Below are 20,943 nucleotides of genomic sequence, written 5' to 3'. Positions count from 1 at the left end.
AGGTCGTTATGTTAAAAATATATTTAGGAAATATGGAGAAAGCGATTTATCATCCTCCGACTTATTTTGATAATCAATATGAGGATGAATGGATTACAAAAGAATTATCAATCAGGATGATTAAAGAAGTTGATAAATCAGATGTGATAAATTCAAGTCTGATACAGAGTCCGGTATTGGGAACAATTTCTGTGAAAGAACTATCAGGTTCTGTAAAGACATTGATGCTAATGGCATTTAAATAAAGATATATAAAGTAAAGATAAAATAATTACAGATTTAATCAATTACCCATTCCATTCCTTTCCGTCCCTCTTAATTCTTTCTCTGACTTTGCTACTCACTACCTGTCAAAACGGAATTGCAGAATAGCTTTGATAAGCTGTGTTTTCAAACGGTCTTGAATATCGTCGTTAATATATCCTCGATATTTGGACAGATATTTAATGCGTGGACTGTAATGTTGTAAAACAAGTTCAATCGCTTCCGGTTCTCCGGCGACTGCCTTTTCAATGACTTCAAAGGGTATCAGCTTCTTGTTCCTCATGTTCTAATCTCTCCATTTCTTTTCGCAGCTGTTTTAGTGCCGCTAATTTCCAGTAATTTGCTGTACTTCTGTTTCGCCCATACTCTTTTCCGATTTGAGCGTCGGTATAACCGAAGAAAAAGTACAGGAACAAAACATTGCGTCTTTGTTCGGTCAATTTCAATAGTGCGTCGGCTAACCGCTTACTTGCGACAACAATCTCTTGCCCTTTTACAGCAAAGAAGGTCGGTTGGTCGTACTGCTCAAAATAGGTATCCGTTGTGAACGGTTCAAGCGGTGTTTCGGATATTAAGTATTCAAGCGATACTTCTCGTTTCTGCTTCCGTCCAAAATCACGATAGGCAGTCATTTGTACCTTTTTTCAGACCGTCTAAAGTAACAGTATCAACAATAGTCACACTTTTACCAGCGACGATTGATTTTTCACCTGTTGCTTTATCGGCAGCAGTCGTATGGATAGTGATTTCTGGTTCGTATTCATCTGTCAGCGTACCTAAGTCAATCACGGTCTTATTTCTTGAAACTACCACATCAAAAGCAGGAATCAGCGTCATTCCCTTATTGGAATCGCAGCGCAATTCCTCAATCGTATAGGTATCGTAAGGCAAAGTTGACCGGGGATGTCGTATTAGACGAAGCTACGCTGACTTTCAAAATTATCTAATCAAAACAGGACTTTCATTTACAAAGTGGGATTCTCGGGTTACTATTTACCCCCTAAAATATGATATAAAAACCAATATAAATGTCATATCATTACAAATGTATTGAATTAGAAATGATTAGGCATTATAATAAAGAAAAACGGAGGTGTGAAATATGTCAAGTACAATACAAATTCGAGTCGATGATGAGTTAAAAATGAAATCCGATCAGCTTTTTAAAGATCTTGGGACAGATACAACTACAGCAATTCGGATGTTTTTAACGCAAGCTGTAGCAAATAATGGTTTTCCATTTGAAATTAAAAGAATCGTACGAAGTCCATATAGTCCTATGACGGAAGAGGAGATTTTAGAAAAACTGGAGAAATCCAGAGAGTCAGCAGCAAAGGGAAATCACAAATCAGCGGAAGTGGTTGTTTCAGAACTGAGAGGAAAATATGGATTATAAGGTTGTCGTTACATCAGATGCAGAAGAAGATTTGGATAGATTTCTTCAATATCTTCCCTTTGAAAAGAAAAATGAACAAGCAGCCGGAAATATTCTTGACGATTTTGGAGATACATTAAATTGTTTGAAAAATGTTGCAGGAAGTTTGTCTTTATGTGAGAACCAAAGACTTAGAGCGTTAGGTTATCATAGAATTAATTTTTTAAGACATCGATATTTTATGCTCTATAGAATCGAAGAAAATACGGTGTTCATAGATGACATATTTCATGAACTTCAAGATTACGAAAACAAAATGAAATAAAATCGAGATAACAAAATAAAGGAAAAGTGCATTCACACTTTTGGGAAAAGAGACGATTGATTTTTATAATACTTCTGATACCAGAGGGACAAGCCAATTCTATGGTTTGAATTATCAGAAGACAGGTTTTCTGCAGAGAATGACAAAAGATATACACACGAAGAAGTGTTTGCAAATCTTCGGAGAAAAATAAATGGCTAATACAAATTATGAGTTAAGATATTTGCTACTATTTTACCGGGATTTGGAGGAAAAAATAGTATTATATAGCAGAAACTTTGCAAAATCCCCAGGCAGCAAATAATCTGTTGGATGATGAACCTAATGAGGGTTGGTGTATGATGTTGTTAAAACCTATGTAACTGAAAAAATAGGTGACTTAACTGGTTTGGAGGTTATGGCAACATGTCCGAGAAGTAGTCAAAGTAAAATAAGAAAGAGGAACACCGGAAACGGCGTTTTCTTCGGAATAGTAGATTTGCACAAAGAAGTTGAAGAAAATATATAAAAAATGCTCAAAACATAAAAAAGTGTTGACAAAAAAATTGATTTGTAGTATTCTTTTTGTAAATAAATACGAAACAGGGAATCATAGGCTTGTTACTTAATCTTGGTTATTAAGGCAAATTCTATAATATGACTGTAAGAGTGAGCAGTCATTTATAGAGTTTGTCTTTTTTGTTGTTTTAGGGAGGAGGTGTGATAGTGAAAGAAGATACAGGGCAAATTTTGATTGTGGATAAGATTGTTAATAATAATATTGTGATAGCGAAAGATTTTCGTGGTCGGGAAGTAGTTGCCATAGGGAAAGGAGTCGGGTTTCGTAAACGTAAGAATGAAGCGGTTCACAGATCTGAGATCATGAAGACATATGTGCTGTTGGACAAAGTTGACAGCGGTGTGCTTACGTTGTTTGAGGAAATACAATTTGAAGTTATTGAAACTTCGCAAAAAATTATTGATTATGCTCAGGAAAAGTTGAACGTTAAATTTAATGTAAATTTGTTAATGAGTCTGTCGGATCATATTAACTTTGCATTAATCCAATACCGGCAGGGAAATCACGTACCCAAACTGGTGAATGAGGAAGTAAAGCGTTTTTATAAAGAAGAATATCATATTGGTGAAATTGCCGTCCAAATGATTAATGAAAGATTTCAGATTCTTTTTCCAAAAGACGAAGCAACGGCTATAGCGTTTCATTTGATTACGGCAACAGAGAACAAGTCGAATCATCAGATGATGATTATCATGAAGGCTGTTTCGGATATTGTAAAAATTGTAGAAGACTATCTGAATGTCTCTTTACATGAAGATACCATGGCTTATTCGAGATTTGTTATTCATCTAAAATTTTTGTTTAAAACTGTTTTGTCAAAGCAGAATGTACCGGAAGTTGCAGGGATGGATTTCATTTTTACTCAGATTAAATCAGAATATAAAAATGTTATAGAGTGTGTGAAGAAAATCGCAGATTATATTATGGAAAAATTTAATTACCGATGTACAGACGGGGACTGCATTTATCTTATGTTACATGTTGTACGATTATATGAAACTACATTGAATTGAATGGAGGATGTGCTATGTCAAAAATTGATTATCAGGATTTATCTGCAAAAATTATGGACAATATCGGCGGAGTAAAAAATGTAAAAACAGTTACGCATTGTGTGACGCGATTGAGGTTTTATTTGCATGATAGAAATATAGCGGAAGATAGCGAAATAAAAAAACTGCCGGGAGTCCTTGGAGTAGTATATGGGAATGGACAATATCAGATTATATTGGGAGAGCATTTATTTAATGTTTACGATAATATCGTAAAAAATTATTCTGTAGAAACAGAGGATGCTATTGATGAAAATCTCGATGAAGATTTAGTGCAAAGCAGTGAAAAGAAGAACTTTAAATATTATTTCAGCAAAGTGATCTTGTTTATGGGACAGGCAATGACTCCGTTTATTACTGTTGTTTACGGAGCCGGAATGTTAAGAGTTGTGCTTTCTCTGGTCAGCTACTTTGCGCCGGCTGCTGCGGAGAGTTCTACATATCAGTTGTTTGATTTTATGTCGCAGGCTCCGTTTTATTTTATGCCGATTCTGGTAGCTTATGGAACATCAAAAGTATTGAAAGCAAACCCCGCTTTTTCAATCGCTATGGCAGCGGCGCTTTTATACCCGAATTTTATCGCTATGATGGAAGCCGGAGAAGCAGTGACAATGATGAAACTTCCGGTTTATTTAACGACATACGGAAGTACGTTGCTTCCGGGAATTTTCTCGGCAATACTGGTAGCCTATCTTGAAAAATTATTTTATAAAATCATACCGGGAATGTTGCGGTCTGTATTTGCACCTTTATGTGTTTTCCTGATCGGATATCCGTTGACAGTTCTCGTACTTGGTCCTGCAGGCGCTGTTGTTGGATCATGGATTGTAAAAGCAATCGTATTTATACAGGCTCATGTGGGAGGATTTGCGCCTGGAATTATTGCGGCAACGCATCCGTTTTTGGTAATGATGGGAGTTAATATGTTGATGGTTGCACCGATGACAGAACTTCTGACGAGGGTAGGAAGTGATAATGTATTCCGCCCGGGATGGATTTTGCATAATATTTCAGAAGGCGGCGCATGTTTTGCAGTAGCTGCCAGAACAAAAGATAAAGATATGCGTATGGCAGCATTGTCCGCAGGGATAGGTGCGATTGTATCAGGAGTTTCAGAGCCTGCTTTATATGGTGTGAATTTGAGACTTCGTAAGCCCATGATCGGACTTGTACTTGGTGGTTTTATCGGTGGATCAGTTGCAGGGTTTATGGGTGCAAAAGCGTTTAGCATGGGATATTCAAGTATATTGGGCGTTGTCATTTTTGAAAAAACGATTGCTGCAATTATAGCAGGTGTAATCGTTTCGTTTCTTGTATCATTTATTGTTACATTTGTTTTATTTAACGGAAAGGAAACAAAGTGATATGTTAGGATTTGGAAAAAGAAAATCTGTTTCACCAGGAAATATTGCAGCCGTTGTCAGTGGACAGATTATCCCCATTGAAAAAGTAAAAGACGAAGCGTTCGCGAAAAAAATGATGGGAGACGGTGTAGCGATTGTTCCGTCAGATGATTATATCGTATCTCCCTGTGATGGAACAGTGTCTATGTTGTATCCGACGCTTCATGCTTTTGCCGTTACAAGTGAAGACGGAATGGACATTTTAATTCATATAGGAATTGATACTGTGAAATTAAAAGGAAAAGGATTTCGGAGTTTTGTAAAGCAAGGGCAGAAAGTTCATGTCGGAGAGCGGATCATAAGAGTGGATTCTTATGACATGAAGAATAAGGGGATAGATCTGACAACTATGATACTGTTCCCTTCAGCCGATAAAAAGATAGCTGTAAAAAAAGAAGGCTATGCAGATCAGGGGAAAACAATAGTTGCATCCTATTCTGTATAAGAAATAAAAATAAAACAAGAAGAAAAGGAGATTTAGATTATGCAGAAATTCAGTAAAGACAGAAAAGTTATGGATAGTTTTCCGGAAGATTTTTTATGGGGAGGGGCTACTGCGGCAAATCAGTATGAGGGAGCATATCTTGAAAATGGAAAATTGCCATCGGTTGCGGATGTTCAGCCACATGGTGTATTTGGATATCCGGATCGCAATGCTAAATTTTATCCGACTCATGAAGGTATTGATTTTTATCATCATTATAAAGAAGATATTGCCGAGTTTGGGGAAATGGGATTCAAAGTATATCGTACAAGTATAGCGTGGACGAGGCTGTTTCCTACAGGGGAGGAAGACCAGCCAAATGAAAAAGGAATGGAATTTTATGACAAGATGTTCTATGAATTGAAGAAAAACGGAATGGAAATTATGATTACGATTTCTCATTACGAAATGCCGCTGAATCTGGCTGACAAATATGGCGGATGGAAGGATCGCCGGATGATTGATTTTTATGTACGTTTTGTTAAAGCTATGGTAAAGCGGTGGAAAGGTGTAGTTAAGTATTGGCTAACATTTAATGAAATCGGAAACAATATACATAAAATGGAGTGGATGACTGCAGGAATCGACCCATTGAACGATACACTTCAGGATGTTTATCAGGCGTCACATTATCAATTCGTAGCAAGTGCTCTGGCTGTCAAAGCAATTCATGAAATCGATCCACAGGCAAAAGTGGGATCTGTGATTGAATATAAGACAATATATCCGATGAGTTGTGATCCAAAGGATTCTCTGGTAGTATGCAGAGAAAAGCAAAGAGGTTACTTTTTCTCGGATGTCCAGGTGCGTGGAAAGTATCCGGGATATGCATGGGAGTATTTTAAAGATAATGATATTAACATTGAATATACGGATGAGGATATGGAACTCATTGCAAAATATCCTGTGGATTTCTTGAGCTTTACTTATTATCGTTCACGAATTGCATCGAAGGATTATGTGGAATCCGTCCAAAAAGAGACAAATAAATCGGATAAGGAAGTAGAAGGCGATACATCATATAGAGGAGATGATAATATCGTCAATACAGGAAAAACGAACCCATACCTGAAAATAACGCCATCCGGCTGGTCGATAGATCCGGATGGACTGTTCCTGGCATTAGAAGATCTTTATAGCAGATATCAGGTTCCGATTTTCATTGCTGAGAATGGTCTTGGCGTAAAAGAAGAATTAGTTGACGGGACAGTTGATGATACATACCGAATGGAATTTTTAAGAGATCATATTATTTCTATGAAAAAGGCGATTAGAAACGGAGTGGATTTATTCGGATATGCGTGGTGGGGACCGATAGATCTTGTATCAAACGGTTCAGGTCAGATGTCTAAACGCTATGGATTTATCTATGTAGATAGAAACGATGCCGGAGAAGGAACTCTGAAACGATATAGAAAAAAATCTTTCTATTGGTACAAAAAAGTAATCGAATCAAACGGAGAAGACTTAAGTATTTAAGATCGGAAAATAAAGATGCAGATTTGGCAATGGGAACATTACCGGGAGTATAAGATTTAGTCTGTACCGGGGATGATTTACACATTAGTAACCGTAAAAACTATTCTACTTTTCGTAGGTAGAAAAAATCTTCCTGTGGCGTATGATGTGACTATAGGAGGTACGAATAGATGAGTCAACATGTTACAGGAGCAGTGATTAAGGCGCTTCGCGAGAAATGTCATTATACACAGGCAGGGCTTGCGATCCATTGATTGTCAGACCTGTACTGGCTGGAGTTTGTGAGATTATTTAATTGCATTACATAAAAATGTGTGAATGCACATTGTGCTTGCATCTGCAATCGGAGCACCGATGAATCCCTCAAAGATTGCTAATACCTTTGCCGGTGAGCGCCAGATGATTTATTCCAATAAAACAATCTCTAATCATATCGACTATTTAGCAGATGCCTTTTTGATTTCCAAGGCAAGTCGATACGATATTAAGGGTAGAAAGTATATCGGTGCAAATCTGAAATACTACTTTGCTGATCTGGGGCTGAGAAATGCTCGTTTGAATTTCAGACAGCAGGAGTCTACTCATATTATGGAAAACATTGTTTATAACGAGCTGTTGATCCGTGGTTACAAATTTCCTTTTGAACGCAGATAGTTTGGAGTTTTAGTCGAAATACTGTACAGAACAGGCAGTATCGATTATCGGCGGTGCGGATGGCCCGACAAGTATTTTTATTCGGCAGTGGTCTGCGCTTTGAGTGATCTGTGACTTGACAAAGTAAATGATTGTGTTTAAACTCTAGTTAATAAACAGAGAGGGCGCTATTGCGTAAGGTGGGAAAATGATTAACAGATAATTTATTTTAAGTAAAACGCAAAATTGTGATTGGTTGCTGCAAGAGTCAGCTCCTTTTGTGTACGCTTAAATTAGATTATCTTCCACCGTATTTGTTATATGAATTGACGGATATTTTGCGTCAATGTATCTGAACATGGTGATGAGAGGCTTTTTTGCGTATGCAAAAAAGCCTTTTTGATGTCGACAAGACAAAGTCCGGACCTGTCCGGGATCTTGCCGGCCGCTTCCGGTGATTCTGTGCGGCAGATAGATTGTAAAACGGAGGAGGAATTTATTATGTCGATGATCCGTGTTGAAAATATTACGTTTTCATATCCTTCAAGTTTTGATCCTGTTTTTGAAAATGTGAGTTTTCAGATTGATACAGAATGGAAACTCGGACTTGTAGGAAGAAACGGAAGAGGAAAAACAACTTTGCTGAAACTTCTTCTTGGAGAGTATGAGTATAGAGGAAAAATAACAGGCGCTGTTACGTTTGATTATTTTCCATTTCCTGTTTCGGATAAAACGCAGATGACAGAAGGTATTTTGCGTCAAGTATGTCAGAATGCCCGGCAATGGGAATTAATAAGAGAGCTGTCCTACCTTGGAATAGAGTCTGAAGTGTTATGGAGGCCGTTTGAAACAATGTCAAACGGGGAGCAGACGAAGGCGCTTCTTGCGGCGCTCTTTTTAAAAGAAGAGCATTTTCTGTTGATCGATGAACCTACAAATCATTTAGATGTGGAAGGGCGCAGACAGATGGCAGATTATCTGAAAAGGAAAAGGGGATTTATCCTTGTTTCACATGACCGTTATCTTCTGGACGAGTGTGTGGATCACATTTTGTCATTAAACAGATCAAATATAGAAATACAAAGCGGAAATTTTTCTTCTTGGATGGAGAACTTTAAGAAGAGGCAGAATTTTGAGATAAACAGAAATGAAAGTTTGAAGAAAGATATTCGTCGGATGAAAGAATCTGCAAGGCAGGCAAAAGTATGGTCTGATAAGGTGGAGTCGTCAAAGAGAGGCGCGGCGGATAAAGGGTATGTAGGGCATAAAGCGGCAAAGATGATGAAAAGATCTAAAAATGCCGAGGCAAGAAAAGAAAGAGCAGCCGAAGAAAAATCAAAACTGCTTAATAATGCAGAATATGCAGAAATGTTGAAAATAACTCCGCTTATGTATCATAGTGAAAAACTGGTATCTTTTTCTGATGTAGCGGTTATTTATGAAGGAAATCAAGTGTGTGATGCGGTTACATTTCAGATATGCCGGGGTGAGCGTATTCTTATTCAAGGAAAAAACGGAAGCGGAAAAAGCAGTTTATTGAAATTGCTTTTAAAATATCCGATCGAACATACCGGAACTGTTACGAGTGGATCAGGACTTGTCATTTCTTATGTTCCGCAGGATACGTCACATTTAAAAGGAACATTGACCGAGTTTGCTAAGGTTCATAAAATAGATGAAAGTCTGTTTAAAGCGATATTGAGGAAAATGGATTTTGAACGTGTGCAGTTTGAAAAGGATATGAAAGATTTTTCGGCAGGGCAGAAGAAGAAAGTATTGATTGCCAAAAGTCTTTGTGAACCGGCGCATTTATATGTATGGGATGAACCGTTAAACTATATCGATGTGTATTCAAGAATCCAGATCGAGCAGCTGATCAGGCAGTTTTCTCCTGCAATGCTTCTCGTGGAGCATGATGTTACTTTTCAAAAGGAGATTGATGCTAAAGTGATTACATTGTGAAAATGAAAGGCCATTAAATAACTGCATATCCATCGTAATTCGTTTTTATATCGAATCAATAAAATTGAAGAGATTACCGGCGTCGATCTGCGGGAATATCATACGTTTATACATCTTGCGATCAATATCTACATAGAGGAGATATAGAGAAAAATATTCACCCTATTTTTCACAGGGGCGATAGACATCGAATATAAAAACAGCTATAATTTTTACAGCGATGGGAAGGAGAAGAAGGTAATGACGGAAAAAGAAAAAATGCAGTCTCAAAAACTATATGATGCAAATTATGACTCTGAATTGGAAAGGGAAAGAATAGAGTGTAAGGCGTTATGTCAGGAATATAATCATCTGCCGATAAAAGAGACGGAAAAAAGAAGTCGGTTAATAAAAAAGATCCTGGGAAAAACGGGAGAAAAAATTCACATTGAACCTGACTTTTGGTGCGATTACGGATATTGTATATCGGCAGGTGAAAACTTTTATGCAAATCACGGATTGGTTGTGCTTGATGCAGGCGGAGTTGCTTTCGGGGATAATGTGTTCGTTGCTCCGAATTGCGGATTCCATACATCGGGACATCCGATTGATTTCGAGAGGAGGAATCGGGGTCTGGAATATGCATATCCAATTAAAGTAGGAAATAACGTATGGTTTGGCGCAGGTGTACAGGTGATGCCCGGAGTAACGATAGGAAGCAACGTAGTGATCGGCGCAGGAAGCGTAGTCGTGAAAGATATTCCTTCGGACAGCGTGGCTGTAGGAAATCCATGTAAGGTGATCCGTCCGATTACGGAAGAAGATAAAAAGAAATGTTGGGACAGAACGTAAGTACAGTCATAGAGTGTAAGCATAGTGTACAGATGCGGAAGTCCAAGTGTAAAGTGTAAATAGAAATCAGACATAAGTTAAAAAATGCTCCTCATCAAACAGATTTTTATGATAAGAACTGTTTAATGGGGAGCATAATTAAATGTCCAAATGTAAAGTCAGACAATAAAAGTAAATTTATCACCGATACATAACTGCTGACATAAGTTTGTAATCGTGTTCTCAACATCGTGGATCGTGCTTTTGATCCGAAGAAGCGGATAACCTTTATTAATATTAAGCGCCTTTGCTTCCTGAGGAGAAGCGAAGATGATATCTAAAGTTTTTCGTGAGTGATCTAAAATAATATTATGTTTTTTCAGAACTTCAAACAAAGAAGTATCGTTTAAGTCTTCGCCGAACAGGAAGGAAAATGATTCGGGAAATTTGTTGAGTTCGATAATTACCGGCTCATCATCCATATATCTGATTCTTTCCAATACAAGTATTTTCTCTCCGGGTTTTAAAGACATTTCTTTTATTTCACGTTCGGAAGGCTCTTCTAATGCGATTTTGATCGTTTTTGCTCCGGCAGTGGCGTTCATCATACGGCACATATCAGTAAAGCTGATGACTTCCGTTATACTGCGGTGGAGCTTCTTTTCTGCGACAAAAGTTCCTTTTCCTGATTTGCGGTCGAGATATCCTAATTCGGATAATCCGGCAAGCGCTTTCCGAACAGTAACTCTGCTTACATGGTAAGTTTCGCTTAGTTCGTTTTCTGTGGGGAGGCGGCTTCCGGCAGGGCGTTCGCCTGTCTCGATCTCATGCTGAAGCTTTTCTTCTAATTGTTTGTATAGTGGCGTTGCAATCGTATTATTTAATTCCATAAACAACCTCCCATATAAAGTATTACTGTTCACATTATAATACATTTGCATAAAAATGTATATAATAAATAGAAAATAAATTATATATTGACAATAAGTATTATATTGTATTACACTCTAGGTAGAAACAAAGAAATACACAACGAGAAGGAGATGTAATACAATGTCATATGTAAGTACAGATATTAAGAAAATCATTGCGGAAATTATCGAAAACAAAAAAGAAAAAGGCGGAGTAAAAAATATTTATTTCGTAGGATGCGGAGGTTCTCTGGGAGCGCTTTATCCGGCAAAGACATTTATGGAAAGAGAGGCGCAGGTACTTCGTTCAGCATGGATCAACAGTAACGAGTTTGTTCATAGTACACCGAAGGATTTCGGAGAAAACTCAATCATATGTCTGGCATGTCATAAAGGAAATACACCTGAGACGATTCAGGCGGCAAAACTCGGAAAAGAAAAAGGCGCCGCAGTTATTATCCTTACATGGCTTGAAGAATCTGAGATCATTGAGTTCGGAGATTACATTATTCGTTATACATTTGATGCAAGTTTGGATCACCTTGCGGGAGACATCGATTATGCAGGAGAAAAAACACAGTGCGCGCTGCTCGTAGCTGTTGAACTGTTAGCGCAGACAGAAGGCTATGAGAACTATGAAAAGTTTTATGAAGGACTTGGCATGATCAGCAACATTATTAAAAATGCCCGCAAACATGTAGCAGAAAGAGCGGAAGCTTTTGCAGAAGAATATAAGAATGATTCGGTAATCTACACAATGGGAAGCGGCGCTTCTTACGGAGCTGCTTATATGGAAAGTATCTGTATTTTTATGGAAATGCAGTGGCTTGATTCAAGCAGCATTCATACAGGAGAGTATTTCCACGGTCCATTTGAGATCACAGATGCAAACCGCCCGTTTATGATCCAGATTTCAGAAGGAACAACGAGAGAATTAGATGAAAGAGCTCTTACATTCCTTAAGAAATACGCAAAACGTATTGAAGTTCTCGACGCAAAAGAACTGGGACTGTCAACAATCGACGCATCTGTTGTCGATTACTTTAATCATGCTTTGTTTAACAATGTATACCCGATCTACAACCATGCTCTTGCGACAAAACGTGAGCACCCGCTTGCAACACGCCGCTATATGTGGAAAGTAGAGTATTAAAAACGGATATAAAAACAAATTATTTATGACCAATTAAGCGATATAACTTATTTTATAAAAGGAGTCTGCACAGTGTGCGGGCTTCTTTTAAATTGGGCGAATAGTAATGCTTATGGTATGAAAAAAATTGGAAAATATAGGTAATACATATAAATAATACAAAATAATAGAAATACAGCATCATGCACAAAAATGTAATTAATATTCATATAAAATACACAAAGTTGCAAAAATAAATTGACAAAACAACAAAACAAATATACTATTGTATCAGATACAAAACAATACAGAACGATACAAAAGAATACAATGCACTGGATTGGTTTGTAGAGTTAAAGAATATGCGCATAGTTCTTTAAAAGGAAAACTCAAAATGAGGGTAAACTAAAGAGTGATTTAGGAGGTTAGCTTATGTTTTGGATAGAATTGATTATCGTTTTGGCGATCATTTTTATCGGAGTTCGTGTGGGAGGTACGTTCCTTGCGATGGCAGGAGGAATCGGAATGTTTATTATGACATTTATTCTCCATGTTACTCCTTCTGATCCGCCGATCACAGTAATTTTGATCATGATAGCAGTTATTTGTGCGGCGGCAACAATGCAGGCTTGCGGAGGTTTGGATTACCTCGTCCGCATAGCGGAGAAAATCCTGAGAAAGAACCCGAAAATGATTACGGTACTGGCTCCGGTTGTAGCATATATCTTTACATTTATGTGTGGTACAGGTCATATCGTTTACAGTCTTCTTCCGGTTATCAACGAAATTGCCATTGAGACAGGCGTTCGTCCGGAAAGACCGATTTCCGCATCGATCGTTTCTTCACAGCAGGCGATCACAGCGTGTCCGATTTCAGCGGCAACAGTCGGAATCCTCGCTTTCATGGCAGAGGCAACAAATTATACGAAAGTAAATATCTTCACATTACTTATTGTTTGTGTTCCGGCTACATTGATCGGAACAGTCATTGCGGCAATCGCAGTAATTAAGAAAGGCAAAGAGCTTGCAGATGATCCTGAATTTCAGGCTCGTGTTGAGGCAGGATTGATCGAGGATTTCTCCAAGAAAGTAAAAGAAGAGAAAAAAGTCAGCAAAGAAGCAAAAATTTCCGTTACGATCTTCCTCATTGCCATGGTGGGAATCGTTCTTCTCGGCGCAGTCAGCGGTTTAGTTCCGACGCTGGCAGACGGAAGCAAACTTCCGCTTACGACAGTAATCGAAATCTTTATGCTCGTAGCTGCGGCGGCTATGATCCTTCTTACAAAACTGGACAGCAACAAAGTTCTTGATCAGCCGGTATTTAGAACAGGTATGTTTGCGGTTGTTCTGGCGTTTGGTCTGTGCTGGCTTGTAAATACATTTATCGGAGATCAGTCGTCATTTATTACAGACAATATGTCGGCGCTGACAAATAAGTATCCGTGGATTTTCATTGTAGCGGTATTTATCGTAGGTGCGATCACAACGAGTCAGTCTTCGACAACAATGATCATGATTCCGATCGGAATCGCTTTAGGACTTCCGGCAAACGTAATCGTGGCAGGTTGGATCGCATGTTCATCTAACTATTTTATTCCGGCTTCGGGACAGTGTGTTGCAGCTCTTGCATTCGACTCGGCGGGAACAACGAAGATCGGTAAATTTGTATTGAACCACAGCTATATGATACCGGGGCTTGTATGTACGGTCGTATCAGTAGTAGTCGCACTTCTTATAGGAGCGGTTGTATTCTAAGAAGTCAGAAGACAATGTGCTGCGGCAATATAGAAAGAAAGCTGAAAAGCAAAAAGAGACTGCAGCCTTGTATCCGTATGGAACGGGCGGCAGTCTTTTCAAATTTTAAGTATTGAAACGGAGGAATATGGCAATGAAATTCGCGCCTATGAATTATCATTATTTAAGATATCCGATCAAAAAATTTCTTGATAAAGTGGAACGCTCACCGTTTAACAGCATCGATTTGTATTGTTCGGCACCGCAGCTTAATCTGTTCGATTATCCGCTTTTAAGATTGATCGAATTGAAAAAGGAGATTGAAGCACATCATTTAAGTGTGATGGCGATGACGCCTGAAAACTGTGTGTATCCGGTTAATTTCTGTACGCAGGATGATCTTACAAGAGAGTCAAGCATTCGGTATTATCAGCGAGCAATCGACACGGCACAGTTTCTTGACTGTCCGTGTGTGCAGATCAGTACCGGATTCGGATACTTCGATCAGCCAAGAGAAGAGGGTTGGAAATACTGCAGAGAATCGTTGTGGACACTGGCGCAGTATTGCGAAAAGAAAGACGTCAGGTTACTTTTGGAAGAGTTAAAAGTAACGACGACAAACGTGCTTATCACAAGCAAAGATATCGCAAAGATGCTGGAAGAGATCGAGTCTCCGTCAATCGTCGGAATGGTTGATATGGATCAGATGACATATGCGAAGGAAACGATCGATGATTATTTTGATAATCTAGGAGATAAACTTCAGCATATTCACTTTAACGACAGAGGTCATACTGTTCCGGGAGACGGAGATTTCCCGATGAAAGAATATTATGATTCGATTAAAAACAGAGGTTATGACGGAACGGTGTCGTTTGAAATATGCGACAGAAGATATTATCGCGATCCTGATAAGGCGATCGATGATATTGTCGCATGGATGAAAGCAAATACGAACGAGTTTGATTAATTATAAATTACAAATCTTGTTATATAAAGGAGAATACAACATAGAAACAAATATTATACGGAGGAAAGTGTTATGTGGACACAAGACATGTTTGGAGTAGAGAAACCGATTATAGCGCTGCTGCATCTTGACGCGCTTCCGGGAGATCCGGGATATTGCGGAGATATGAAAACAGTTACAGAACACGCAAGGAAAGACTTGCTGGCGCTGCAGGACGGAGGCGTTGACGGAATCCTTTTTGCAAACGAATTCAGTTTGCCGTACCAGCCGGTAGCGGATATCGCGGTTGTTTCGGCTATGGCGTATATCATCGGAAAATTAAAAGACGAGATCAGCGTACCGTTTGGCGTTAATGTCGTAAAAAACCCGATTGCAACGATCGATCTCGGAGCTGCAACAGGAGCAAAATTCGGAAGAAGCTGTTTTTCAGGAGCATATATGGGAGAATATGGAGTATATGTCTCGAACAGCGGAGAAGCGATCCGTCACAGAAAAGCGCTCGGAATCGAAGATATGAAACTTCTTTTTAAAGTAAACCCGGAAGCGGATGCTTATCTTGTACAAAGAGACGTTCAGGTTGTTGCAAAATCCATTATGTTCGGCGATTTTGCAGATGGATTATGTGTGTCGGGAGCGGCAGCAGGAGCAGAACCGGACGATGTGATACTATCCAGAGTGCATGAAGTGGCGAAGCCGAGAAAAGTTCCGGTATTCTGTAATACAGGATGCAATCACGGAAATGTCAGAGAGAAACTGGGAAACTGTGACGGCGTCTGCATGGGAACTGCATTTAAAAAAGACGGCGTATTTAACGGCAGGGTAGATAAAGAGCGTGTAAGAGAATTTATGGAGATTGTGGCAGACATAAGAAAAGGATTGTAAGGAAAAATCAATAAAGAAGAATCTTTGATAAGAAAAACAGTGAAAGAAGAGTCTTTGAGGAGAAAACAGTGAAAGAATATTATCTGGGAATAGATATCGGTACATATGAGTCGAGAGGAATGTTGATCGATGAAAATATGATCCCTGTTGCAGATTGTTCGGTAACTCATGGAATGGATCATCCGCAGGAAGGTTGGTTTGAACATGATGCGGACAAAGTCTGGTGGGGAGATTTCTGTAAATTATGCAGGCTTCTTCTTGAAAAGAGTAACATTCGTTCTGACGAGATCAGATGTGTCGGGACGAGCGCTCTTGGTACGGACTGCCTGCCTGTAGATAAAGACTGTAATCCGCTGCGTCCTGCAATATTATACGGGATCGATTCGCGGGCGGAAGAAGAGATTAAGTGGTTGACTCAATATTATGGAGATGACGTCAAAAAAATGTTCGGTCATCCGATCTGTACAGGCGATACGGCGACGAAAATTTTGTGGCTCAAAAACCATGAGCCGGAAGTGTATGAAAAGACATATAAGTTTTTGACGGGAAGTTCATATCTCACTGCAAAATTAACCGGAAAGTATGTGATCGATCAGTTTTTGGCAAAAGGATCGTTTCGTCCGCTTTATAATCGGGACGGCACGATAAATAAAGAAAATTGTAGCTTATATTGTCGGCCGGATCAGATCGCGGAGTGCGCGTATTCTTTTGAAATTGCAGGGACAGTGACGGAAGAGGCGGCAAAAGAGAGTGGTTTGAAAAAAGGTACGCCAGTGATCGTCGGTACAGGAGATTCCACTGCAGAAGCGATCAGCGTAGGATTGGTAGAATCGGGAACTGTATTTTTCCAGTATGGTTCGTCTATGTTTTATTACTACTGTGTTGATCGTTATGTTGATGATTATGTGTCGGCAAACGGAAACGGTTCTTTAAAAGGTGGAAAGGAATTTACGATACCGGGAACATTTTGTATCGGAGACGGAACGAATGCGGCGGGAACGCTGACGAGATGGGTGAGGGATACGTTTTATGAGGAAGAATTGAAGAAGGAACGAGCGGGCGGTGAAAATGCATACGCAGTGATGGCAAGAGAGGCGGCAGAGGTAGAAGCCGGATCGGAAGGGCTGATCATACTTCCTTATATCTATGGAGAGCGCAGCCCGATACAAGATGCGAAAGCATCGGGAATGCTATTCGGTTTAAAAGGAACACATACAAGAAAGCAGATTAACAGAGCCGCGCTTGAAGCGGTCGGATATTCGACTCTTCAGCATATGATCTTGTTTGATGAAATGAACCTTCCGCCGAAATCCGTTATTACGGCAGGGGGCGGCACAAAAAATGCGGCATGGATGCAGATTATATGCGATATGATCGGAAGGCAGATATGTATTCCTAAAAGATATCAGTGTTCGGCATACGGAGATGCTGCAATGGCGGCGCTTGGAGATCGGAGGTTTCGTGATTTTACGGAGCTTAGAGATTCTCTTCCGAAAGGGAAAATACTTGTTCCGAATGAAAAGAACCATATATATTACAAAGAACATTACAAGATGTTCAGAGACTTGTATTTGAATAATAAAGATATGATGCATAGAATTTAAACAATTTCAATATAGAAGAAAACAAATTGAAGCAAAAAAATAAAAAGCAACAAAATGAAGCAAAAGAAATAAGAAACGAGATATATAAAAGAAATGCGGCAAATAAAAGCGAAAAATAAAAGCGAAAAATAAGAGGAAGTGACAAAAATGGTAATAGACACACATATTCGTCCGGCGCTTTTCTCACCAATCTGTGAAAATAAAGAGCGCTTTGAAAAGCGATGCGATCAGATGAACTATCATTTGATGAAGCCGTCAAGTATCGAACTTTTGAAAAAGCAATATGCATTGGCAGGAATTGAAAAAGTATTTCTGCTTCCGTCAGATTGTTCGTTTGAAACGGGAGAACCGGATATATCAAACGACGAGATCGAGAAGATCGTACAATGTGATCCGACGTTTTTTGTCGGGTTTGCGTCTGCAGATCCGAGAAAGGAATCGGCGGCAGAAGAACTGGAAAAGGCGTTTAAGTTCCAAAATCTGGCGGGACTTTATATCAATACGGCAAGATTACATATGTATCCCTGTGATGAAAGATTATTTGTGCTGTATGATATATGTAAGAAATATAAAAGGCCGATCATTTTTCAGGCAGGATTGAGTATGGAAAATAACTCTCTGGCAAAATATTGCCGTCCGATTGAATTTGAGGAGGTTTTAAGTAAATATCCCGAAGTGAACATCTGTCTTTCTCATGTCGGCTGGCCGTGGGTTCAGGAAACGGCGGCGTTGCTTTTGAAATATGAGAATTGCTATACAAATACGGCGCTGATGAATTTTGACGGACCGTATCAGATTTACAAGAAAGTATTTACCGAAGATATGGGAGCGCTTTGGGTAGAACACAATATAGCGGATAAGATTATGTTTGGTTCGGGTTCGCCGAGAATTCGCCCGGTCAGAAGTAAAAGAGGATTGGACAGTCTTGGTTTCTCGGAAGAAACACTTGAAAAAATATATGCAGAAAATGCAGAGCGGTTTCTTGGAAGGGAGTGAGAGAGATGGATTTTATACTAAAAGAAGTTCCGATATGTGCGGATAAAGAATTTGAGATGATCAAGATTACAGATGACGTACGCAAGGTTGTGGAAGAAAGCGGAGTCGAAAAAGGAATTGTCTATGTAATTACAGAGCATACAACGACAGGGATCACTGTAAACGAAAGTCTTCCGTGTGTAGAAAAAGATCTTATGGAATGTCTTGACCGGATCGCGCCTGAAGATTATCCGTATCATCATAATCATTACCTTCCGACTTACGGAACGATCGGAGGAAACGCGCCCGGACATTTGAAATCGCTTCTGACAGGAAATCACTGCGTATTTCCTGTTTTAGACGGCACATTAAAACTCGGACACGCAGTCGATATTTATTTTTGTGAATACGATGGGATAAAAAACAGACGTTATATGGTTTATGTAGTCGGGGAAAGGGGTTAAGATCATTATGAAACGGACACTTGCGATGGCAGATAACTGCATTGACGTTTATTATAAACTAGATCGGTACTATCTGACGGGAAACAGTATTGATTTTGCATTGAATTATAAAGATCTTGGCGGTGATGTCACGGAAATGACGATTCTCGGAAATGATGTGTTTGCCGACGCTTTAGAAGAGAGGTTAAAAGAAAGAGAAATTCCTTTGAGGATACTAAAGCGTACCGACCGCCCTACAGCCGCCGCAAAAATGGATCTTGTTGACGGGGATAAAAAGCATCTGCATTTTGAAGGAAATGCGATGGAAGAGATCGAACTTCAGGACGATGATCTGGAATTTGTAAAACAGTTTGATATTATTTATGCGGAGCGTTGGGCGAAAGTCGGCAGATATATAAAAGAGATCAGGCAGGAAGGGCAGATATGGGTATATGATTTTTCTAAACGTTTGGAACAGGAAAGTAACGACGAGATCATTCCGTATCTTGATTATGCATTCTTTTCTCATGATCGGGATGACGAATATATAAGAAATTTCATGGTGAAGACGAACGAAAAAGGGGCGAAAACAGTCGTTGCCATGCTCGGAGAATACGGAAGCCTTGCTTATGAGAACGGGAAGTTTTATAAGTTGGATGCAGAAAAAGTTGAAGTAGTAAATACGGTAGGAGCAGGTGATTCTTATATCGCGGCTTTTACATACGGAGTCAGCTTGGGAGAAGATATCATGCAGTGCATGCGGCGCGGAAGACAACGTGCGACAGAGATTATACAGCAGTTCAATCCTTATAAGTAGCGAAAGATATCGTGAAATGCCGGAAAACAAAGAAACAAAATACGGCATGAAAAAAGAGTAACAATTCAGCGGTGACAGTTTCGATTAGGCGATCTGTTGCAGAAAATGTCAGAAAAGAAAGGAATCGGAAAGATGGAGCATTGTAAGATTATTGCAGTTGGAGATAACGTATGTGATAAATATTTGTCAAGAGGAAAGATGTATCCGGGCGGACAGTGCGTTAATACATGTGTTTATGTAAAGATGAACAATATGGAGTCTGCGTATCTTGGAAAATACGGAGATGATGAAGTGGCAGCTTGTGTTCAGGATACGTTGAAAGAAATCGGAATTGATGACAGTCACTGCCGTCGTTATGAAGGTGAAAATGGATTCGCTCTTGTAACTTTGAAAGAAACTGACAGAGTATTTTTAGGTTCAAATAAAGGCGGTATCGCAAAAGAGCATGATTTCGGATTTACAAAAGAAGATTTAGAGTATATCAAAGGTTTTCATCTTATTTACACAAATCTGAATTCTTATATTGAAAAAGAACTTCCTGTTTTATATCAGACGGGCGTTCCGGTTGCATATGATTTTTCTACTCGTTGGACAGACGAGTATTTGAAAGAAATATGTCCGTATGTAACAGTTGCGATTATGTCGTGCGCGCATTTGACAGATGAAGAGCGGGAAAAAGAAATGAGAAAAGCACAGTCTTACGGAGTGAAAGTTGTTCTCGGAACGATTGGAGAAGACGGATCTTACGTTCTTTATAATGATAAGATCTTATATGCGCCTGCAGTACACGCCGACGATGTGATCGATACAATGGGAGCAGGAGATTCTTATTTCTCAGCATTTTTATGTTCGCTTCTTGAAACGTCAAAGGAAGGAAAGATCGTTGAGGGAACAGATGAAGAAATGGCAAAAAGACTTCAGACGGCAATGGGAAAAGGCGCGGTATTTGCGGCGAAAGTATGTGCTTTAGAAGGAGCTTTCGGATACGGAGTTCCGATCTTGGGAAAGACAACTGTGTAAAGATCCAAAGGTAAGATACAAAAGGATAAAAGAAAAGATAAAAAGGATAGCTATAAAAAGATAACTGTAAAAGAGAGATCAACCAGTTAAAAATAATGAAAAATATAGT

Annotated in this window: 23 protein-coding genes and 2 pseudogenes; 21 read left to right on the top strand and 4 right to left on the bottom strand. The window is 39.2% G+C overall.

Annotation, left to right across the window (positions count from 1 at the left end):
• Window positions 1-8: 8 nt before the first annotated feature.
• Window positions 9-245 (top strand): DUF4869 domain-containing protein, encoded by a 237-nt coding sequence (locus ACH9UM_RS13525; protein WP_022003031.1) that lies wholly within the window; start codon window positions 9-11, stop codon window positions 243-245.
• Window positions 246-343: 98 nt separating this feature from the next.
• On the opposite strand, the gene ACH9UM_RS13520 is transcribed toward ACH9UM_RS13525, so the two are convergent.
• The 3 genes and pseudogenes from ACH9UM_RS13520 to ACH9UM_RS13510 all read right to left on the bottom strand — a co-directional run.
• Window positions 344-547 carry a helix-turn-helix domain-containing protein gene (locus ACH9UM_RS13520; protein WP_004847659.1) on the bottom strand — a complete coding sequence of 68 codons (204 nt, stop codon included), beginning with the start codon at window positions 545-547 and terminating at the stop codon, window positions 344-346.
• Window positions 519-896 (bottom strand): RNA polymerase sigma factor, encoded by a 378-nt coding sequence (locus tag ACH9UM_RS13515; RefSeq protein WP_022003030.1) that lies wholly within the window; start codon window positions 894-896, stop codon window positions 519-521. Before ACH9UM_RS13515 ends, ACH9UM_RS13520 begins: the two co-directional genes overlap by 29 nt.
• Window position 897: 1 nt before the next feature.
• Window positions 898-1,164, bottom strand: a pseudogene (locus ACH9UM_RS13510) (VaFE repeat-containing surface-anchored protein); the annotation flags it as partial.
• A gap of 202 nt (window positions 1,165-1,366) precedes the next feature.
• On the opposite strand from ACH9UM_RS13510, the gene ACH9UM_RS13505 reads away from it, so the two are divergent.
• The 11 genes and pseudogenes from ACH9UM_RS13505 to ACH9UM_RS13455 all read left to right on the top strand — a co-directional run bounded on the left by ACH9UM_RS13505 (window position 1,367) and on the right by ACH9UM_RS13455 (window position 10,367).
• Window positions 1,367-1,660, top strand: a complete 294-nt coding sequence (locus tag ACH9UM_RS13505) for a type II toxin-antitoxin system RelB/DinJ family antitoxin (RefSeq protein ID WP_004847656.1) — start codon at window positions 1,367-1,369, stop codon at window positions 1,658-1,660.
• The gene (locus ACH9UM_RS13500; protein WP_129794964.1) at window positions 1,650-1,964 is read left to right on the top strand and encodes a type II toxin-antitoxin system RelE/ParE family toxin; all 315 of its coding nucleotides are present in this window, start codon (window positions 1,650-1,652) and stop codon (window positions 1,962-1,964) included. Before ACH9UM_RS13505 ends, ACH9UM_RS13500 begins: the two co-directional genes overlap by 11 nt.
• 334 nt (window positions 1,965-2,298) lie before the next feature.
• Window positions 2,299-2,472, top strand: coding sequence for a hypothetical protein (locus ACH9UM_RS13495; RefSeq protein WP_155492450.1), 174 nt, complete (start codon window positions 2,299-2,301; stop codon window positions 2,470-2,472).
• A 197-nt stretch (window positions 2,473-2,669) separates the two neighbouring features.
• Complete coding sequence (locus ACH9UM_RS13490; RefSeq protein ID WP_009242980.1) at window positions 2,670-3,536, top strand: PRD domain-containing protein; 867 nt, start codon at window positions 2,670-2,672, stop codon at window positions 3,534-3,536.
• Window positions 3,537-3,550: 14 nt separating this feature from the next.
• The gene (locus tag ACH9UM_RS13485; RefSeq protein ID WP_004847652.1) at window positions 3,551-4,939 is read left to right on the top strand and encodes a PTS transporter subunit EIIC; all 1,389 of its coding nucleotides are present in this window, start codon (window positions 3,551-3,553) and stop codon (window positions 4,937-4,939) included.
• Between the two features lies 1 nt (window position 4,940).
• Window positions 4,941-5,423, top strand: coding sequence for a PTS glucose transporter subunit IIA (locus ACH9UM_RS13480; RefSeq protein ID WP_004847651.1), 483 nt, complete (start codon window positions 4,941-4,943; stop codon window positions 5,421-5,423).
• Between the two features lie 39 nt (window positions 5,424-5,462).
• Entirely contained in the window at window positions 5,463-6,941 is a 1,479-nt protein-coding gene (locus ACH9UM_RS13475; protein WP_004847650.1) for a glycoside hydrolase family 1 protein, read from the top strand.
• A gap of 327 nt (window positions 6,942-7,268) precedes the next feature.
• Window positions 7,269-7,571, top strand: a pseudogene (locus tag ACH9UM_RS13470) (DUF4143 domain-containing protein); the annotation flags it as partial.
• 504 nt (window positions 7,572-8,075) lie between these two features.
• Complete coding sequence (gene abc-f, locus ACH9UM_RS13465; protein ID WP_009242983.1) at window positions 8,076-9,536, top strand: ribosomal protection-like ABC-F family protein; 1,461 nt, start codon at window positions 8,076-8,078, stop codon at window positions 9,534-9,536.
• 21 nt (window positions 9,537-9,557) lie between these two features.
• On the top strand, window positions 9,558-9,683 hold the full coding sequence (locus ACH9UM_RS13460; protein ID WP_081017363.1) for a helix-turn-helix domain-containing protein: 126 nt from the start codon (window positions 9,558-9,560) through the stop codon (window positions 9,681-9,683).
• A 93-nt stretch (window positions 9,684-9,776) separates the two neighbouring features.
• Window positions 9,777-10,367: a sugar O-acetyltransferase gene (locus ACH9UM_RS13455; protein ID WP_129794965.1), complete on the top strand. Its 591-nt coding sequence runs from the start codon at window positions 9,777-9,779 to the stop codon at window positions 10,365-10,367.
• A 158-nt stretch (window positions 10,368-10,525) separates the two neighbouring features.
• Here ACH9UM_RS13455 and ACH9UM_RS13450 read toward each other — a convergent pair whose 3' ends face one another.
• Complete coding sequence (locus ACH9UM_RS13450; RefSeq protein ID WP_009242984.1) at window positions 10,526-11,236, bottom strand: GntR family transcriptional regulator; 711 nt, start codon at window positions 11,234-11,236, stop codon at window positions 10,526-10,528.
• Window positions 11,237-11,399: 163 nt separating this feature from the next.
• On the opposite strand from ACH9UM_RS13450, the gene ACH9UM_RS13445 reads away from it, so the two are divergent.
• The 9 genes from ACH9UM_RS13445 (at window position 11,400) to ACH9UM_RS13405 (ending at window position 20,834) form a co-directional block, all read left to right on the top strand.
• Window positions 11,400-12,410 (top strand): SIS domain-containing protein, encoded by a 1,011-nt coding sequence (locus ACH9UM_RS13445; protein ID WP_004847643.1) that lies wholly within the window; start codon window positions 11,400-11,402, stop codon window positions 12,408-12,410.
• A 411-nt stretch (window positions 12,411-12,821) separates the two neighbouring features.
• Window positions 12,822-14,144, top strand: coding sequence for an anaerobic C4-dicarboxylate transporter family protein (locus ACH9UM_RS13440; RefSeq protein ID WP_004847639.1), 1,323 nt, complete (start codon window positions 12,822-12,824; stop codon window positions 14,142-14,144).
• A gap of 133 nt (window positions 14,145-14,277) precedes the next feature.
• Entirely contained in the window at window positions 14,278-15,093 is an 816-nt protein-coding gene (locus ACH9UM_RS13435; RefSeq protein ID WP_009242985.1) for a sugar phosphate isomerase/epimerase, read from the top strand.
• Window positions 15,094-15,165: 72 nt separating this feature from the next.
• On the top strand, window positions 15,166-15,975 hold the full coding sequence (locus ACH9UM_RS13430) for a BtpA/SgcQ family protein (RefSeq protein WP_004847633.1): 810 nt from the start codon (window positions 15,166-15,168) through the stop codon (window positions 15,973-15,975).
• A 68-nt stretch (window positions 15,976-16,043) separates the two neighbouring features.
• On the top strand, window positions 16,044-17,579 hold the full coding sequence (locus ACH9UM_RS13425; protein ID WP_009242986.1) for an FGGY-family carbohydrate kinase: 1,536 nt from the start codon (window positions 16,044-16,046) through the stop codon (window positions 17,577-17,579).
• Between the two features lie 147 nt (window positions 17,580-17,726).
• Window positions 17,727-18,575 (top strand): amidohydrolase family protein, encoded by an 849-nt coding sequence (locus ACH9UM_RS13420; protein ID WP_004847628.1) that lies wholly within the window; start codon window positions 17,727-17,729, stop codon window positions 18,573-18,575.
• 5 nt (window positions 18,576-18,580) lie between these two features.
• Window positions 18,581-19,018 (top strand): secondary thiamine-phosphate synthase enzyme YjbQ, encoded by a 438-nt coding sequence (locus ACH9UM_RS13415; RefSeq protein ID WP_004847626.1) that lies wholly within the window; start codon window positions 18,581-18,583, stop codon window positions 19,016-19,018.
• Between the two features lie 7 nt (window positions 19,019-19,025).
• Complete coding sequence (locus tag ACH9UM_RS13410; RefSeq protein WP_129794966.1) at window positions 19,026-19,814, top strand: PfkB family carbohydrate kinase; 789 nt, start codon at window positions 19,026-19,028, stop codon at window positions 19,812-19,814.
• 132 nt (window positions 19,815-19,946) lie between these two features.
• Complete coding sequence (locus tag ACH9UM_RS13405; RefSeq protein WP_009242988.1) at window positions 19,947-20,834, top strand: fructoselysine 6-kinase; 888 nt, start codon at window positions 19,947-19,949, stop codon at window positions 20,832-20,834.
• Window positions 20,835-20,943: the final 109 nt, after the last annotated feature.

This window comes from Mediterraneibacter torques (assembly GCF_044591705.1).
Lineage (GTDB): Bacteria > Bacillota > Clostridia > Lachnospirales > Lachnospiraceae > Mediterraneibacter > Mediterraneibacter torques.
This window is presented reverse-complemented; position numbering and strand designations above follow the sequence as displayed.